This is a genomic window from Actinokineospora auranticolor (assembly GCF_041897805.1).
GTDB classification, from domain to species: domain Bacteria; phylum Actinomycetota; class Actinomycetes; order Mycobacteriales; family Pseudonocardiaceae; genus Actinokineospora; species Actinokineospora auranticolor.
On sequence record NZ_CP154825.1, the window covers coordinates 2,110,214 to 2,126,962 of the forward strand.

Here is a 16,749-nt window from a genome sequence, read left to right on the forward strand (position 1 = left end):
CATGTCCGTTTTCCCCGAACCCCCGTCCTTGCCCGTACCCGAACCGCTCGACATCCCGGTGAGCGACGGCGCCCTGCTCTCCGCCCTGCGCTACCCGGCGGGCGGCGCGCCCGGGCCGGTCGTCGTCGTGATCACGCCCTACCGCAAGGAATCCCCGCAGCAGGCCCCGCTCGTCGACCTGGTGCTGCGGGCCGGGTTCGACGCGGTCGTCGTGGACGCGCGCGGCTTCGGCGGGTCCACCGGGCCGTACGCCGGTGTGCTGTCCCCGCGCGAGATCGCCGACGGCGCCGAACTCCTGGAGTGGATCGCCGCGCAGCCGTTCTGCGACGGCCGGACCGCGCTCGCGGGCGGCTCGTACTCCGGCATCAACCAACTGCTCATCGCGGCCCGCAAGCCCCGTGGGCTCAGGTGCGTCGCGCCGTGGATCGCCCCGATCGACACGTACCGGGACATGTGGAAGCGCGGGGGCATCCCCTCGCACACCGCGTGGGGCGCGCGGGCGCTGCTGTCCGCGCAGCGGCGCGCGACCCGGCGCGACGGTCTGCGGTACTTCTACCTCGGTCTGCTGGAAGAGGACTTCGACGTCACGCCCTTCGAGCGGGTCGACTTCGCGGCCGTCGACGTGCCGGTGCTGTTCCTCGCGGGCTGGACCGACTACTTCCTGCGCGGTGGCGTGCGCGGGTTCGAGCAGTGCGCGGCGCCGAAGCGGCTCGTGGTCGGCAACTGGACCCACGAACCGTTCACCACCCCGGAACTGGGCGCCGAGCTGACGGCGTGGCTGCGGCACTGGTTGGCCGGTGCCGGCGATGACCCGACTCGGCCCGAGGCGAACGTCGCGCTGTCCCGGCTGGGCAGCGACGAGTGGGAGACGCTGCCCGGCTTGCCCGAACCGCAGTGGCGGCGGTGGCGGCCCGTAGCGGAGCCGGTGACCGTCCCGGTGCTGCCGAACCTGGCCACCGCGCCACTCGCGGCGCCGACGGACGTCAACCTGATGGTCGACCTGGTCACCGAGTCCGGCATGCGGTTGTGGGGCGAGACGACGTGGTTCGACCTGCCCGTCGGGGAACCGCTGCGGCTGCTCGGGCAGATCGGTCTCACGGCGGCGGTCACCATCGACGACTGCGACGACGTCGACCTGCACGCGCGGGTCTCGGTGGTCGCCGTCGACGGAGCGGTCCGGCAGATCACCGAGGGCAGGTTGCGCGCGTCGCACCGCGAACTGGACCCCGACCGGTCGGTCCGCACGCCGGATGGCGACGTCGCGGTCCCGTGGCACCCGCACACCGGCGCTTCGCCGCTGCCGCAGGGCGAGCCCGTCGACCTGCACGTGGAGATCTACCCCGTCCACCTGCACCTGGCGCCGGGGGAGCGGCTGCGGCTGGGGCTCACGGTGGTGCGCGCGGACGAGGCCGCGACCCCGGCCCGGCTCACCGTGCTGCCGGAGACGGTCGTGGTGCTGCCGGTCGTGCCCGACTGCGCGGGAGGGCGGTGATGGCCCGGCTGGTCGGCGGTCGGGTGCTGTGGTCGCTCCCGCTCCTGCTCGCGCTGTCCGCGTTGACGTTCGTGCTCGCCTGGCTCACCCCGGGCGACGCGGCCCGCACCATCCTGGGCACCAACACCGACCCGGTGGCCTACGCCGAGGTCCGCGCCCGGCTCGGCCTCGACCGACCGCTGGTGGAGCAGTACTGGCACTGGCTCACCGGCGTCGTCCGCGGCGACCTGGGCGGCTCGGTGTTCACCGGTGAGCCGGTCTCGGCGATCGTCGGCGACCGGCTGCCGGTCACGTTGTCCCTGCTCGGCCTGTCCGCCCTGGTGATCGCGGCCGTCGGCACCGGCATCGGCCTGGTCGGCGCCCTGCGCGGCGGCCTCGCGGGCAGGCTGCTCGACGGGGTGGCCGTGGTCGGCATGAGCGTGCCCGCGCCGTGGCTGGGGCTCGTGCTGATCGTGGTGTTCGCCGTCGACCTGGCCCTGTTCCCGGTCACCGGCTACGTCGCCTTCGCCGACGCCCCTGCCGACTGGGCGCTGTCACTGGTGCTGCCAGTGGTGTGCCTGTCGGTCGGCGGGATAGCGGTGGTGGCCAAACAGGTGCGCGGGGCGCTGGCGGACGTGCTCGGCCGCGGCTACATCCGCGCGCTGCGCGCCAACGGCATGCCAACCCGCTCGGTCGTGTTCCGCCACGCGACCCGCAACGCCGCCCTCCCGGTGGTCAACGTCTTCGGCGTGGTGCTGATCGGGTTGCTGGGCGGGTCGATCGTGGTGGAGCAGTTGTTCGCCTTACCGGGACTCGGTCAGCTCACCGTGACCGCCACCGCCCAACACGACCTGCCGGTCCTGGAAGGCGTCGTCCTGTGCTTCACGATCCTGGTCGTAGTGGTCAACCTCGTGACGGACGTGATCTCCGGCAAACTCACCCCCCGCGCGGTGACCCCGTGAGCGCGGGGAGCGCCGTGACGGGCGTTGGCAGCACGGGCCGCGCGGGTGGCGGTGTGGTGCGCGCGGTGGCGCGGCGGCCGTTGGGTGTCGTGTGCGTGGCGTGGTTGGGTCTTCTGGTCCTGGCGTGCCTGCTGGCGGGGTGGCTAGGCTCTTCGCCGCAGGAGCAGGATCTCGAAGCGGTCTACAGTGGACCGTCCGCGGCCCATTGGTTGGGCACCGACCAGTTGGGCCGCGATCTCCTCAGCCGCGTCCTGCACGGCGGGCGGGTCAGCCTGCTCGTCGTGGGTGTGGCGTTGGCGGTCCACGTCGTGCTCGGTGTGGTCCTGGGTCTCGTCGCGGGTTACCGGCGGGGCTTGGTCGACCGGATCGTGTCCCGGCTGGCCGACCTGCTGCTGTCCGCGCCCGCCGTGGTCATCCTGCTGGTGGTGCTCGCCGTGTTCCCGCACAACGAGGCCGCCGCGATGACCACCCTCGGCGTGCTGTCCTCGGCCGGGCTGGCGCGGGTGGTGCGCGCGTCCGCGATCCGGGTGCGGGAGGAACCGTACGTGGCGGCCGCGACGGTGGCGGGTCTGGGGACGGTTCGGATCCTGGTGCGGCACGTCCTGCCCGCGGTGGCCGGTCCGGTGATCTCGCTGGTGTCGCTGGTGGCGGGCTCGGCGCTGCTGGTGGAGGCGTCCCTGGGCTTCCTCGGCCTGGGGACGCAGCCACCGGAGCCGAGCTGGGGCGGGCTGATCGCGGACGCCTCCCAGGCCATCTACCGGCAGCCGTGGATGCTCGTCCCGACCGGCGGTGTCGTCGCGGTGACGGCCGTGGCGTGCGCGCTGCTCGGCGACGTGGTCCGCGACGCGACCGACGACCGCGCGACCGGTGAACCGCTGTCCTGGCGGCGCATGCGGACCCGCGTGGTCGCCAGGGAGAGCCGGGAGCCCGCCGCGCTGTGCCTGCTGTCCGTGCGCGACCTGACGGTCCGGTTGGCGGACGGCACACCGGTCGTCGACGGTGTCGACTTCGACGTCGCGGCCGGGCAGGCGCTGGGACTGGTGGGTGAGTCCGGGTGCGGCAAGACCATGGCGGTCTCGGGAGTCCTGCGGCTCCTCCCACCGGGCGCGACCGTCGACGCGGCGACGATCACCTTCGACGGTCGGGAGACGCTGGGGCTGACCGAACGCGAGATGGTCGGGGTCCGCGGTCGCGGCATCGGCTACATCGGACAGGACCCGGTCGCCTCGCTCGACCCGCTGTTCACCGTCGGCGACCAGCTCGTCGAGGCCGTCCGCCACCACACCGGCGCGACTCGACGGCAGGCGCGGGCCAAGGCGCTGGAGCTGCTGGCGGCCGTGCGGCTGCCGGACCCGGCGGCGGTCGCGGCCAGGTACCCGCACGAGCTGTCCGGCGGCATGGCGCAGCGGGTGTCCATCGCGCGGGCGCTGGCGGGCGAACCCCGCCTGCTGATCGCCGACGAACCCACGACCGCGTTGGACGTCACCGTGCAGGCCGAGATCCTCGACCTGCTGCGGGACCTGCGCTCCCGCACCGGCATGGCGCTCGTCCTCGTCACCCACGACTGGGGCGTCGTCGCCGACACCTGCGACACGGCCGTGGTCATGTACGCGGGCCAGGTCGTCGAGAACACCGGCGTCGCCGAGGTCTTCGCGGCCCCGCGCCACCCGTACACCGAGGCTCTGCTGGCCGCCAACCCCGCGGCCGCCGAACCCGGGTCCCGGCTCCCGGTCCTCCCCGGTGCGGTCCCGGCCCCCGGCCACTGGCCCACCGGGTGCCGCTTCGCCCTCCGCTGCCCCCACGTCACAACGGAATGCGTGGCGGCGCCGATCCAGTCCACATCAGACACAGCGGGCGCGGTGTCGCGCTGCCTGCACCCCCGCGCAGGAGCCCGCACATGAACCTGCTGGAGATAGCGGGACTCGGTGTGCGCTACCGAGACCACCAAGCGCTCACCGGGGTCTCGCTCGCCGTGCCGCCCAACACGACCGTCGGTTTGGTGGGGGAGTCCGGCTCCGGCAAGACCACGCTGGGCCGCGCGGTGCTCGGGCTCGTGCCCGTCGCCGAAGGCGTGATCAGGTTGGCGGGCCGCGACATCACGCACCTGCGCGGCCGGGCCCGGCGCGGGCTCAGCGGTCAGGTGCAGGTCGTGTTCCAGAACCCGTACCTGTCCTTCAACCCCAGCCGCACCATCGGCCAGGCCGTCGCCGAACCGCTGACCCTGGCCGGGTTGCGGCCCGCGCAACTGCGCGGGCGGGTCGACGCCATGCTCGACCGGGTCGGCCTCGACCGGTCGGCGGCCGACCGCTACCCGTCGCGGTTCTCCGGCGGGCAGTTGCAGCGCATCGCCATCGCGCGGGCGCTCATGCCCGGGCCCCGGCTGCTCATCTGCGACGAGGCGGTCAGCGCGCTGGACCTGTCGGTGCAGGCGCACGTGCTCAACCTGCTCGCCGACCTCCAGGCCGAGCAGGGCCTGTCGTACCTGTTCATCACCCACGACCTCGCGGTGGTCCGGCACATCGCCGACCGGGTGGTGGTGCTGCGCCGGGGCGAGGTCGTCGAGGCGGGACCGGTCGAGCAGGTCTGCTCGACCGACCCGGACGTACCGCGCCACCCCTACACGCGCGCCCTGCTGGCCGCCGCCCCCGTCCCCGACCCCGCTGAGCAGGCCCGCCGCCGCGCGCTGCGGGCCGCCCCAGCCCAGGAAGGACCCGTCCCGTGCGAATCATGAAGAGAGCCGCCGCCCTGGTGGCCGCGGTGGTGTTGGCCGCCGCGCTGCCCGCCTGCTCGTCCTCGCGCGGCGCGACCGCCGACGACACGCTGGTCGTGGCGTTGCCCGCGCCACCGGAAAGCCTCAACCCCGCGCACAACGGCTCCGGCGCGCAGGGGATCGTGCACTGGCTCAGCTACGAACCGCTGATCCGCGCGAAGTCCGACGGCTCCTTCGCCCCGGCCCTGGCCACCGAGTGGGGGTACGTCGGCACCGGCAACACCGAGTTCGCCATGACCATCCGCGACGGCGTCGACTACGCGGACGGTACCCGCGTCGAGGTCGCGCACGTCGTCGACACGATCAAGTACTACCTGGGCAGCCCCGGCCCGATGAAGCCGTTCCTCACCGGCATCACCGACGTCACCGCGTCCGGCAGACAGGTCACGGTGAAGCTGTCCACACCGAACCCGATCCTGCCGTACGTGTTTAGCCAACTGGTCAACTGGGGCGATGTCATCAGCCCCGCCGGACTGTCCATGCCGGACAGGCTAACCACCCAGACCTTCGGCGCGGGCCCGTACACCCTCGACACCGCAACGACCGTCGCGGGCGACCATTACACGTTCGTCAAGAACGCGCACTACTGGAACCCGTCCGCGCAGCGGTTCGCCAAGGTCGTCGTCCGCGTCATCCCGGACCCGAACACCGCGACGCAGGCGTTGGCGAGCGGCCAGGTCGACGTCAACCTCAACGCCACGGCCACGCTCGCCGACCAGGCGCGGGGCATGGGTGCGCGGGTACTGGAGGGCAACCCCGGTGTGCTGGCCCTGTACCTGGTCGATCGCGCGGGTGAGACGACCCCGGCCATGGGGGATGTGCGGGTCCGCCAGGCGCTCAACCACGCTGTCGACCGCGCCGCCATCGCTAAGGCGCTCGGCGCCGGGTTCAGCCCCGTCGGCCAGATCGCGGCGGACGGCACCGACGGCTACGACCCCGCCTTGGAGAGCCGCTACCCCTACGACCCGGACAAGGCGCGGAGCCTGCTGGGTGGGGAGGTCCGGTTCGACCTGGTCGACCTGCTGACGTTCGGCATGAACACCGCCTCCCAGGCCGTTTCCGCCCAACTGGCCAAGGTCGGTGTCACCGCGACCATCCACACCGACGGCAACGACCTCAACAGGTTCGTCGCCGACCTGACTTCGCGCGAGTTCGCGGCGGTCACCTTCCGGCTCAACACCCCGCTGTTCGCCAGCGCGCTGTTCAACATCACCGGCACCACCTCGCCGCTGAACCCGTTCCAGAGCCGCGATCCCGAGGTCGAAGCGGCCTTCCACGCGTTGGCGTCGGCACCGGCCGAAGGGCAGGAAGCGGCGGCGAAGGCGTTCAACCGGGTGGTGGTCGAGAAGGCCTGGTTCTTACCGGTGGCGACCGTGCAGAACTACGCCTTCGCCAAGGGCGTCGCCAACCTGGGCGAGTTCGCCCCGAACGGTGCCCTGGACGTCCTCGACTGGGCGCCGGAAGCCGGTAGGTAGTGGGCTGACCTGACCGGCGCGCCCCCTGATCGCGCCGGTCAGGAGCCGGGGAGGTCAGCCGAGTTCCTTGCGGACCTGCGGCAGCACCTCGGTACCCAGCAGTTCGATGCCTGCCATGACGGTCTTGTGCGGCACGCCCGACCAGTCCATCTGCATGGCGTAGCGGTCGGCGCCGACCAGCCTGCCGACGCTGATCATCCGGTCGGCGACCTCGTCCGGGCTGCCCGCGAAGATCGACTGGGCGCCCCGGGCGTAGCCGTCGTAGTCCGCGCGCGACGGCACGGTCCAGCCCCGGGCCCGGGCGCCGTACTCCATGGTCTCCAGCCAGTACGGGAAGAAGGCTTCCTTGGCGTCCTGGGACTTCTTCGCGACCAGCCCGATGGCGCCCATGGTCACGTGCAGGTCCTCCGGCGCGTGACCGCCCTGCTCGCCCGCGTGCCGGTACAGCTGCACGAGCGGCGCGAAGCGCTCCGGCTGGCCGCCGATCACCGCGTACACCACGGGCAGGCCCAGCAGGCCCGCGCGCGCCGACGACTGCGGGTTGCCGCCGGTGCCGACGGAGATGCGCAGCCGACGCCCGTACGGCCGGGGCAGCACCTCGGCGTTCTCCAGCGGCGGGCGGAAGCGGCCGGACCAGGTGATCGGCGACTCGCGGTCCAAGCGCAGCAGCAGGGCCAGCTTCTCGTCGAACAGGTCGTCGTAGTCGCCGAGGTCGGCGCCGAAGAGCGGGAAGGACTCGGTGAACGAGCCGCGGCCCGCGAGCAGTTCGGCGCGGCCCCGGCTGAGCTGGTCGAGGGTGGTGAACTGCTGGTAGAGCCGGACCGGGTCCTCGGTGCTGAGCACGGTGACCGCGCTGGAGAGCGTGATCCGCTCGGTCACCGACGCCGCCGCGGCCAGCACCGTGCCGGGGTTGGAGATCGCGTAGGTGTCCAGGTGGTGTTCGCCGAGGCCGTAGAACGACAGGCCCAGTTCATCGGCGAGCCGGATCCGCTCCAGCGTGTTCGCCAGCGCGTCCGCGACCGAAACCCGCGCACCGGTGACCGGATCGGGGTGTCGATCCGCGAAGCTGTAGATCCCGAGTTCCATCACGCCTCCCGAGGTAATGATGACACATCAACAAAGCTGTCGAGTAGGGTCTTCCCGGTGACCGCCGCCACCCCACGCTGGCTCGACGAGCGGGAGGCCCGGGTGTGGATGGCCTACCTGGCGCTGCAACGCGAGCTGCACGCCGCCCAGGAGCGCCAACTCTCCCGCGACAGCGGCCTCTCCATCGCCGACTACGCCCTGCTCGTCCCGCTCTCGGAGGCGGGCGACGGCCTCGTCCGCTCCCGTGACCTCGGTGCCGCGGTCGGCTGGGAGCGCAGCAGGCTCTCCCACCAGATCAGCCGCATGGAGAAGCGCGGCCTGGTGCGCCGGGAGAACTGCCCCGACGACGCCCGCGGCTGCATGGTCCGGCTCACCGACGAGGGCCGCGCCGCGATCACCGCCGCCGCGCCCGCGCACGTGGACACGGTCCGCCACTTCTTCTTCGACTCCCTCACCGATACCGAGATCGATACGTTGGACTCGGTGTTCACCAGGCTGCTTGACCGGCTGACCACCGGACCGTGAACGGACGCTGAAGGGCCTCGACGCCGGGCCCGCGCCTCGCCATGCTGGGGATGGCGACGATTTTCCCCCCGGCCCGGGAGTTGGTGTGAGCGAACAAGCGCGGCAGTTGGTCGAGCGCGCCCGCGCGGTGGTGTTCGACCTCGACGACACCCTGGTCATGACCCGGGTCGTGAAGTGGGCGCAACACCAGGCCGTGGCCGCCCGGTTCTACGGCATCACCCTCACCGAGGTCGAGCTGGCCGCGCACTGGGGCAAGCCGTTCGACGAGCTGATCTCCTTGCTGTACCGCGATTCCGCGCCGCTGGAGGAGATGCGGGCGGCCAACCTGACGCTGGAGCCGCGCTACCGCAAGCCGGTCATGGACGGCGCCCGCGACGTGGTCGACGGGCTGCTGGACCGGGGCGCGCACGTCGGCGTGGTCACCTCGGCCAACACCGGTCCCACGCTGTCGGACCTGGACTGGGTCGGGTTCCCGACCGGCCGCCTGCGGTTCGTGCACGGCGCCGACGCCACCGCCGCGCACAAGCCGGACCCGGCGGTGTTCGACGACGCGATCCGGCTGCTGGCCGCGCACGGCGTCGGACCGGCGGAGACCGTCTACGTCGGCGACTCGATCATGGACCTGCACGCCGCCCGCGGCGCCGGGCTCGGCTTCGTCGGGGTGACCACCGGTCAGGTGCGCGGCGCCCGGTTCGCCGAGGAGGGCGCCTGCTGGGTGGCGGGTCTGGCCGAGTTGGTGGGGTAGCCCGACCGCGCGCGGCGGTTACCGGGTTAAGGTGAGCCTAACTTAACCGGCAGTGGAGAGGGGCCCGCCGTGGAGCAGACCGTCACGCGGCGGGAGACCACCGAGGCCAGGCCCCGGTCGTGGGGCGCGCGGCCCGCGTGGCTGGTGGTCGCGGTCGCCGCGCTCGTCGTGATCTGCGCGCTCAGCGTCGCCATCGGCTCGCGCACCATCCCGTTCGGCACCGTCTGGGACGTGCTGACCGGCGCGCTCAAGACCGGCGACGAGGCCACGATCATCTGGGACCGCCGGGTGCCCCGCACGCTCATCGGCCTGCTCGTCGGCACCGCGCTCGGCGTCGCGGGCGCGTTGATGCAGTCGCTGACCCGCAACCCGCTCGCCGACCCGGCCCTGCTCGGCGTGGACATCGGCGCCTCCACCGCGGTCGTGGCGTCGATCGCGTTCTTCGGCATCACCACCGTCGGCGGCTACATCTGGTTCGCCTTCCTCGGCGCCGCCGCCGCGTCGGTCGTCGTCTACGTGCTCGGCTCGACCGGTCGCCAGGTGACGCCCGAGCGCATGGTCCTCGCGGGCGCGGCGATCAGCGCCTCGCTCGGCGCGTTCGTCGCCGCGACGCTGGTGCTCGACCCGGCCGCGTTCCAGCAGTTCCGGTTCTGGCAGATCGGCTCGCTGGACAACCGGGACATGGCCGTGGTGCTCCAGGTGCTGCCGTTCATCCTGGCCGGGCTGCTGGTAGCGGCCACGCTCGCGTCACCGCTCAACGCGCTCGCGCTCGGCGACGAGACCGGCCGCGCGCTCGGGGTGAACCTCACGCTGGTCCGGCTCGGCTGCGCGCTGGCGATCACCCTGCTGTGCGGGGCGGCCACGGCGGCGGTGGGGCCGATCGCGTTCATCGGGCTGACCGTGCCGCACATGGCCCGCGCGCTCACCGGCCCCGACCAGCGCTGGGTGCTGCCGTTCAGCGCGGTGCTGGCGCCGGTGCTGCTGCTCGGCGCCGACGTGGTCGGCCGGGTGATCATCTCGCCGCGGGAGATGGAGGTCGGGATCATCACCGCCTTCGTCGGCGCGCCCGTGTTCATCGCGCTGTGCAGGCGCAGGAAGCTGGCCCACCTGTGAGCACCGCTACCACCGAGGACGCCAGGCCGGTGACGGGCGTCCCCGTCCGCGTCGGTCGGATGTCCCTGCGCGCCCACCCGCGCGCGATCGTCGTGGTCGTCGCGCTGCTGGCGGCCACCTCCGGCCTGGCCGTGCTGGAGATGCTCACCGGCGACTTCCCCCTCACCTACACCCAACTCGTGGACACCCTCGGCGGCGCGGGCACGGGCGGGCAGAAGTACGTGGTGTTCGACCTGCGCCTGCCCCGGGTCGCGGTCGCGGTGCTGGTCGGGGCCGCGCTGGGGATCAGCGGCGCCATCTTCCAGAGCCTGTCGCGCAACCCGCTGGGCAGCCCGGACATCATCGGCTTCGCCAGCGGCTCGGCGACCGGCGCGATCCTGGTGCTGGTCGTCTTCGGCGGCGGCATCACGCAGATCGCGCTCGGCTCGATCCTCGGCGGCATCGCCGCGGCGGTGGCCGTCTACGGGCTGGCCCACCGCACCGGCGTGCAGGGCTACCGGCTGATCCTGATCGGCATCGGCGTCACCGCCGTGCTCGGGTCGCTCAACACCTACATCCTGACCCGCGCCGGGTTGCGCCAGGCGCAGGCCGCGCAGGTGTGGCTGGTCGGCAGCCTCAACGGGCGCGGCTGGAGCGAGGTGCTGCCGGTCGCCGTCGCGCTGGTCCTGCTGCTGCCCGCGGGCGTGGTGCTGGGTCGGAAGCTGAACCTGCTGGAGATGGGCGACGAGACCGCGACCATGCTCGGCGTGCGGGTCGAGTCGACGCGGTTGCTGCTGGTCGTGGTCAGCGTCGCGCTCACCGCCGTGGCCACCGCGTGCGCGGGCCCGATCGCCTTCGTGGCACTGGCCGCGCCACAACTGGCCCGCAGGCTCGCGGGCTCCTCCGGTCCCGCGCTGCTGCCCGCCGCCGCGATGGGCGCGGCGCTGCTGCTCGGCGGCGACGTGCTCTCCCAGCGCGCGTTCGGCCAGAACGCGTTGCCGGTCGGGGTGGCCACGGCCGCGCTCGGCGGCGTCTACCTGGCCTGGCTGCTGGCCACGGAATGGCGCTCCGGCCGCCGCTGAGCCCGCCGCCGACCCGGTCACATTGACACCCGACCGGGCCGCAAGTAAGGATTGCCTAACTTCAGTTGTAGGCACTTTGGGGCGGCTGGCGACTGGCCGCGGGCGAGGGAGGACACCGCGGTGGAACTGCTGCGCGGCGCGCTGCGGCGGGAACGGGTCGTGCTCGGGGCCGGACTGGCCGCCACGGTGGTGCAGCAGATCGCGTTCCTGGCCATGCCGTGGTGCGTCCAGCACGGCCTCGACGAGGGCATCACCCCCGGTGACAGCGGTCGCACGCTGTTCTGGTCGAGCACGACGGCCGTCGTCGCGGTCGTGATGATGGTCTCCGCCGCGGCGGGCAAGTGGTGGTCCGGCCTGGCCGCGCACCGCGTCGCGCACCGGCTGCGCGCCGACCTCGCGGCCCGGGCTGGCACCCTCGACCGGGCCGCCATCGCACCCTTCGGCCAGGGCGACCTGGCCATGCGGGTCACCCGGGACACCGAGATGATCAACGCCTGGGTGCAGGGGCTGACCCGGTGGGCGCGGGTGGTGGTCACGGTCGCGCTGGTGCTGCCCGCGGTCGGCGCGATGGACCCGCCGCTGCTACTCGTCCTGGTGCTGGCCATGCCGGTGCTGGGCCTGGTCAACGCCCAGTTCCCGGGCCGCTACCGCCGTGCCAACGAGCGGCTGTCCACCGCGCACGGCAAGCGCGCCGACGCGGTGGAGGACCTGCTCTCGGCCAGCGCGGCCGTGCGCGGGCTCGGCGGCGAGCAGGTGCTGGTGCGCAGGCACGACGAGGTGAGCGCGCACGTCACCCGGCACACAATGGGTGTCGCGCGGGTCTCCGCGTGGTGGGTCTCGGCGCCGCCCGCGGTGCTGCGCGTCGCGGTGGCGATCGGGCTGGCCGTCGGCGGGCTCGCGGCGATCGACGGGCGGATCACCGTCGGCTCCCTGGTCGCCTTCACCTCGTGGATGATCACCATGACGGTCGCCGTGACGGTCCTGGTCGACCTGCTGGTCAACCGCGGTCAGGCCAGGGTCGCGGCGGGTCGGGTGGCGGAGGTGCTGGCGGCGAAGCCCGCGGTGGCCGCGCCCGCGGACCCGCGGCCGCTGCCGGAGTCCGGGATGCTCGCCGCGGTCGGGGTGCGCGCGGTGCGCGACGGCCGCGCGGTCGTCGGCCCTGTCGACCTGATGGCCGCGCCGGGGGAACTGGTCGTGGTGACCGGTCCGACCGGCTCGGGCAAGTCGGTGCTCGTGCGGTTGCTGTGCAGGCTCGACGATCCTGACAGCGGAACTGTCCACTTCGGTGGGGTCGACCTGCGGTTGGCCGACCCGGAACAGGTGTGGCGCCGGATCGGGGTGGTGCCGCAGCGGCCGGTGGTGCTCTCCGGCACGATCCGCGACAACGTGACCCTCGACCGCGACGTCGACCTGGACCTGGTGCGCGAGGCGTGCCGGGTGGCCGCGCTGGACGAGTTCATCGACGGCCTGCCCGGCGGCTACGACACCGTCGTCGGCGAACGCGGCGAGACCCTGTCCGGCGGGCAGGTGCAGCGCTTGGCGTTGGCCCGGGGGCTGCTGGCGAAACCGCCGGTGCTGGTCCTCGACGACGTCACCTCGGCAGTCGACGCCGACACCGAGCAGACCATCCTGCGGCGCCTGCGCGAGTGGTCGCCCGAGACCGCGGTCGTGTTCGTCTCGCACCGCTCGGCCGTGGTCGCCGCCGCGGACCGGCTGATCCGCCTCGACGAGCAGGCGCGCATGGAGGTCGTCGGTGGCTGAGATCCGGACCCTCGACGAGTCCCCCGCGACCAAGGGCGTCATCCGCCGCTTCTGGCCGCACCTGCGCCCGTACCGCTGGCGCATCGCCGCCGCCCTGCTCACCACGGCCGTGGCCACCGCCGCCGTCGTCGGCATCGCGCCGGTCATCGGCGCGGGCGTGGACGCGGTGCTGGACCGCGACCGCGGCGCGCTGTGGACGGCCGTCTTCGTCCTCGTCGGACTCACGCTCATCCGGCTGGTGCTCTTGGCCGCCGCCGAACTCCAGCTCACCTCGGTCGGCGAGCAGGTCGTGCGCGGGGTGCGGGAGTTGGTCGTCGCTCGGCTGGCGGGCGCGCCGTTGCGGTTCATCGAGGCGCACCGCACCGGCGACCTGTTGCGGCGCAGCACCGGCGAGGTCGCCGAGCTGGCCCAGTTCGTCCGCGCCAGCCTGCCCGACCTGCTCGGCGCGCTCATCTCGCTGACCATGACCGTGGTCGTGCTGCTGGTCTACTCCTGGCTGCTGACCGTGATCCTGCTCGCGCTGTTCGTGCCCGCCACGATCCTGGTGCTGCGCTGGTTCGACCGCGACGCCGACGACGCCTTCGGCGACCAGGCCGCCGCCGAGGCCACCATGGCCGCCCAGTTCAACGAGTTCGTCTCGGCGGGGGAGACCCTGCGGCTCGGCGGCGGGATCGCGGCCCGGCTCGAGCGGTTCGGCAAGTCCAACGACGGCGCCCTGCGCGCGGCGAACCGGACCGTGGCCGTGCAGAACCGCCTGGAGACGATGAACCTGCTGGAGGGCCTGTCCACCGCCGCGCTGCTGCTGCTCGGCGTGTGGCTGGTGACGGCCGACCAGATCAGCGTCGGCACCGTCGTGGTGTTCGTGCTGGCCACCCGCAACCTGTTCGAGGGCATGCTCAACCTGTCCGAGCTGCTGGCCGAGTTCCAGCTGGCCCGCGTCGGCTTGGCCCGGCTGCTCGACCTGCTCGGGGCCACCGAGCCGCGCGCGTCCCGGGGCACCCGCGTCGAGCTGCCGCCCCGCGCCGAACTGTCCACATCGGACCTCGGCTACGCCTACGTGGACGGCGCCGACGTGCTGCACCGGGTCTCCGTCACCTTCACCGAGGGGGACCGCGCGGGCCTGGTCGGGCAGACCGGGTCCGGCAAGACCACGCTGGCCAAGCTGCTCAGCGGCCTCTACGCCCCCGACCGCGGCGCCGTGTTCTACGGCGGCCACGACCTCGCCGACCTCGACGAGGCCGACCTGCGCGGTAGGCTCGTCCTGGTGCCCCAACAGGTCCACCTCGTCGACGGCACCGTCGCCGACAACCTCGCCTTGGCGCCGACCGGCCCGACCCGCGCCGACATGGACACCGCCGTGACCGCCCTCGGCCTCGACGACTGGGGGGCCGCGCTGCCCGATGGCCTCGACACCCAGGTCGGCAGGCGCGGCGACCGGCTCTCCGCCGGGGAACGCCAGATCGTCGGGCTGGTGCGGGCCGCGCTGGTCGACCCGGCGGTGCTGATCCTCGACGAGGCCACCGCCGACATCGACCCCGAGACCGCGGCCCGGCTGGAACGCGCGGTCGACCGGCTGCACGAGGACCGCACGCTCATCGTCATCGCGCACCGGCAGGCCACCATCGAGCGGTTGCCCCGGGTCGTCCGGCTCGCGGAAGGGCGGGTGGTCTGACGTGCCGGTCGTCGACCTCAACGGGATCAGCCTGAGCTACCAGGACAAGGGCGCGGGCAGGCCCGTCGTGATGCTGATGGGGATGGGCAGCTCCGGTCGGGTGTGGCACCTGCACCAGCAGCCCGCGCTCATCGCCGCCGGGCACCGGGTGATCACCGTGGACAATCGGGGCGTCCCACCGACCTCCGAGTGCGCCGACGGCATCACCGTCGCCGACATGGCCGCCGACGTCATCGCCCTCGCCGCGCACCTCGGCCTCGACCGCTTCGACCTGGTCGGCACCTCGCTGGGCGCGCGGATCGCCATCGACGTGGCCGCGACCAAACCGGACCTCGTGGGCCGCGTAGTGCTGCTCGCGGCCCGGTCGCGGGCAGGCCGGCTGCACGCGACGTTCGACGCGGGGGAGCGGGACCTGGTCGACGAAGGCGTTGTGCTGCCGTCGCGCTACTACGCCGCCACCACCGCGATGTGGAACCTCTCCCCGCACACCCTGTTCGACCGCGACAAGGTCGGCGAGTGGCTGGACATCCTCGAGTTCGCCACCCAGCCGCCCGGACCGGGGATCCGCGCGCAGATGGACATCGGCGACGACCCGGACCTGTCCGGGCTGTGCGCCCGGGTCACCGCGCCGACGCTGGTGGTCTCGTTCACCGACGACCTCGTCGCCCCGCCGCACCTGGGCCGGGAGATCGCGGACTGGCTGCCCGACGCCTGGTTCACCCAGGTCGACGGCGGCGGCCACTACGGCTACCTGGAGCGGCCCGAGGTGGTGAACGGCCTGCTCACCGAGTTCCTGGCGGTCCCGCCGAGGCCACCTGTGACGGACCCCGCAGCCGGGGAGTCTGGCCCTTCTCGTGTCGTCCGAATTAGGTTAGCCTAACCAACGAAAATGTCGGACCCGAGGAGCACCGCGATGTCGACCAACCCCTTCGACGACGAGAACGGCACCTTCCAGGCCCTGGTCAACGACGAGGGCCAGTACTCGCTGTGGCCGACGTTCCTCGAGGTGCCCGCCGGGTGGACCGTCGCCTTCGGACCGGACAGCCGCGCCGCCGTCCTCGCCTACGTCGAGGACACCTGGACCGACATGCGCCCCCGCAGCCTCGCCGAGCGGATGGACGCCGACCGGACGAGCGCCTGACGGTGAGCGTCACGCAGAGCCCCCGCCCGACCCCCGCCGGCCGCGACTCGCTGCGCCCCTACCGGCTCACCGTCGCGGCCAAGGCGCTGGTCACCCCGCACCTGGCGCGGATCACCCTCACCGGCCCGGACCTGGCCCACTTCACCGAGGTGGGCCCCGAGCCGCGATGCAAGGTGCTGCTGCCGCCCAGGCCCGGCGCGGAGGTCGTGGTGCCGGACGCCGTCCCGTTCTGGGACGAGGTCCGCGCGCTGCCGGAGAGCCTGCGGCCGATCGTGCGCACCTACACCGTGCGCGCGGCCCGGCCCGCGGACCTCGAACTGGACATCGACTTCGTGCTGCACGGCGACACCGGCCCGGCGTCGGCCTGGGCGGGCGCCGCCGCGGTCGGCGACCCGGTGGGCCTCTACGGCTGCCTGAGCAGCTTCGCCCCGCCCGCCGACACGTCGGCGTACCTGGTCGTCGGCGACGAGACCGCGCTGCCCGCGATCAGCGGCATCGTCGGGAGCCTGTCCGTCGGGGCGCGCGCCCGGGTGCTGCTGGAAGTGGACGGGGCCGCCGACGAGCAGCCCCTGGCGTCCGCCGCCGACCTCGACGTCACCTGGCTGCACCGCGACGGCGCCGAACCCGGCACGACCACGCTGCTGCACGACGCCGTGACCGCCGTCGGCGCCGTCGACCCGCGCACCTACGCCTGGGTCGCCGGGGAATCGGCGATGGCCCAGGCCGTGCGCGCGACCCTGGTGCTCGACCACGACCTGACCCGCCAGCGCGTCTACTTCAGCGGCTACTGGCGCAGAGGCCACGCCGAAGACGACTGAGACATTCTCTCCCACCACCCACTCCCTCGTCCCCGCCCGGCACCGTCCCCGACCTGGCGCGCGGACCGTGAACTTGGTCAACAGCAGAATCCCGTTTCTCCCACAGGGTTTGACGGGCGAGCGGCCACGGCCGTGGAAGGTTGCGCAGG

Annotated in this window: 15 protein-coding genes; 14 read left to right on the forward strand and 1 reads right to left on the reverse strand. The window is 73.1% G+C overall.

The window, feature by feature from the left end; genetic code table 11:
* Position 1: 1 nt before the first annotated feature.
* Genes V5P93_RS09995 through V5P93_RS10015 form a run of 5 tightly spaced genes read left to right on the forward strand, consistent with a single transcriptional unit; the run spans position 2 to position 6,678 of the window.
* On the forward strand, positions 2–1,492 hold the full coding sequence (locus V5P93_RS09995; RefSeq protein ID WP_104482590.1) for a CocE/NonD family hydrolase: 1,491 nt from the start codon (positions 2–4) through the stop codon (positions 1,490–1,492).
* On the forward strand, positions 1,492–2,433 hold the full coding sequence (locus V5P93_RS10000; protein ID WP_104482591.1) for an ABC transporter permease: 942 nt from the start codon (positions 1,492–1,494) through the stop codon (positions 2,431–2,433). Before V5P93_RS09995 ends, V5P93_RS10000 begins: the two co-directional genes overlap by 1 nt.
* Positions 2,434–2,447: 14 nt before the next feature.
* Positions 2,448–4,334 (forward strand): dipeptide/oligopeptide/nickel ABC transporter permease/ATP-binding protein, encoded by a 1,887-nt coding sequence (locus V5P93_RS10005; protein WP_245931680.1) that lies wholly within the window; start codon positions 2,448–2,450, stop codon positions 4,332–4,334.
* Positions 4,331–5,164: an ABC transporter ATP-binding protein gene (locus tag V5P93_RS10010; RefSeq protein WP_104482592.1), complete on the forward strand. Its 834-nt coding sequence runs from the start codon at positions 4,331–4,333 to the stop codon at positions 5,162–5,164. Before V5P93_RS10005 ends, V5P93_RS10010 begins: the two co-directional genes overlap by 4 nt.
* Complete coding sequence (locus tag V5P93_RS10015; protein WP_104482593.1) at positions 5,161–6,678, forward strand: ABC transporter substrate-binding protein; 1,518 nt, start codon at positions 5,161–5,163, stop codon at positions 6,676–6,678. The genes V5P93_RS10010 and V5P93_RS10015 overlap by 4 nt, the downstream gene beginning before the upstream one ends.
* A 54-nt stretch (positions 6,679–6,732) precedes the next feature.
* On the opposite strand, the gene V5P93_RS10020 is transcribed toward V5P93_RS10015, so the two are convergent.
* Positions 6,733–7,764 carry an LLM class flavin-dependent oxidoreductase gene (locus V5P93_RS10020; protein ID WP_104482594.1) on the reverse strand — a complete coding sequence of 344 codons (1,032 nt, stop codon included), beginning with the start codon at positions 7,762–7,764 and terminating at the stop codon, positions 6,733–6,735.
* A gap of 57 nt (positions 7,765–7,821) precedes the next feature.
* Here V5P93_RS10020 and V5P93_RS10025 point away from each other — a divergent pair, with 57 nt between their 5' ends.
* The 9 genes from V5P93_RS10025 (at position 7,822) to V5P93_RS10065 (ending at position 16,600) form a co-directional block, all read left to right on the forward strand.
* Positions 7,822–8,289, forward strand: coding sequence for a MarR family winged helix-turn-helix transcriptional regulator (locus V5P93_RS10025; RefSeq protein ID WP_342752318.1), 468 nt, complete (start codon positions 7,822–7,824; stop codon positions 8,287–8,289).
* Positions 8,290–8,374: 85 nt separating this feature from the next.
* Positions 8,375–9,034 carry an HAD family hydrolase gene (locus V5P93_RS10030; RefSeq protein ID WP_219824164.1) on the forward strand — a complete coding sequence of 220 codons (660 nt, stop codon included), beginning with the start codon at positions 8,375–8,377 and terminating at the stop codon, positions 9,032–9,034.
* 69 nt (positions 9,035–9,103) lie between these two features.
* On the forward strand, positions 9,104–10,147 hold the full coding sequence (locus tag V5P93_RS10035) for a FecCD family ABC transporter permease (protein ID WP_374065801.1): 1,044 nt from the start codon (positions 9,104–9,106) through the stop codon (positions 10,145–10,147).
* Complete coding sequence (locus V5P93_RS10040; RefSeq protein ID WP_342752319.1) at positions 10,144–11,208, forward strand: iron chelate uptake ABC transporter family permease subunit; 1,065 nt, start codon at positions 10,144–10,146, stop codon at positions 11,206–11,208. The genes V5P93_RS10035 and V5P93_RS10040 overlap by 4 nt, the downstream gene beginning before the upstream one ends.
* Before the next feature lie 120 nt (positions 11,209–11,328).
* A complete protein-coding gene (locus V5P93_RS10045; protein ID WP_104482595.1) occupies positions 11,329–12,969 on the forward strand; it encodes an ABC transporter ATP-binding protein in 1,641 nt (546 codons plus the stop codon).
* Positions 12,962–14,641 (forward strand): ABC transporter ATP-binding protein, encoded by a 1,680-nt coding sequence (locus V5P93_RS10050; RefSeq protein ID WP_104482596.1) that lies wholly within the window; start codon positions 12,962–12,964, stop codon positions 14,639–14,641. The genes V5P93_RS10045 and V5P93_RS10050 overlap by 8 nt, the downstream gene beginning before the upstream one ends.
* Before the next feature lies 1 nt (position 14,642).
* Positions 14,643–15,521, forward strand: coding sequence for an alpha/beta fold hydrolase (locus V5P93_RS10055; RefSeq protein WP_104482597.1), 879 nt, complete (start codon positions 14,643–14,645; stop codon positions 15,519–15,521).
* 33 nt (positions 15,522–15,554) lie between these two features.
* The gene (locus tag V5P93_RS10060) at positions 15,555–15,782 is read left to right on the forward strand and encodes an MbtH family protein (RefSeq protein ID WP_104482598.1); all 228 of its coding nucleotides are present in this window, start codon (positions 15,555–15,557) and stop codon (positions 15,780–15,782) included.
* 2 nt (positions 15,783–15,784) lie between these two features.
* Positions 15,785–16,600, forward strand: coding sequence for a siderophore-interacting protein (locus V5P93_RS10065; protein ID WP_181043849.1), 816 nt, complete (start codon positions 15,785–15,787; stop codon positions 16,598–16,600).
* The last annotated feature ends 149 nt before the right edge of the window (positions 16,601–16,749 follow it).

What these genes read in the sequence shown, in the direction of transcription:
- V5P93_RS09995 (WP_104482590.1), top strand. Translation starts at nt 2, where the DNA reads ATGTCCGTTTTCCCCGAACCCCCGTCCTTGCCCGTACCCGAACCGCTC.
- V5P93_RS10000 (WP_104482591.1), top strand. Translation starts at nt 1,492, where the DNA reads ATGGCCCGGCTGGTCGGCGGTCGGGTGCTGTGGTCGCTCCCGCTCCTG.
- V5P93_RS10010 (WP_104482592.1), top strand. Translation starts at nt 4,331, where the DNA reads ATGAACCTGCTGGAGATAGCGGGACTCGGTGTGCGCTACCGAGACCAC.
- V5P93_RS10015 (WP_104482593.1), top strand. Translation starts at nt 5,161, where the DNA reads ATGAAGAGAGCCGCCGCCCTGGTGGCCGCGGTGGTGTTGGCCGCCGCG.
- V5P93_RS10020 (WP_104482594.1), bottom strand. Translation starts at nt 7,764, where the DNA reads ATGGAACTCGGGATCTACAGCTTCGCGGATCGACACCCCGATCCGGTC.
- V5P93_RS10060 (WP_104482598.1), top strand. Translation starts at nt 15,555, where the DNA reads ATGTCGACCAACCCCTTCGACGACGAGAACGGCACCTTCCAGGCCCTG.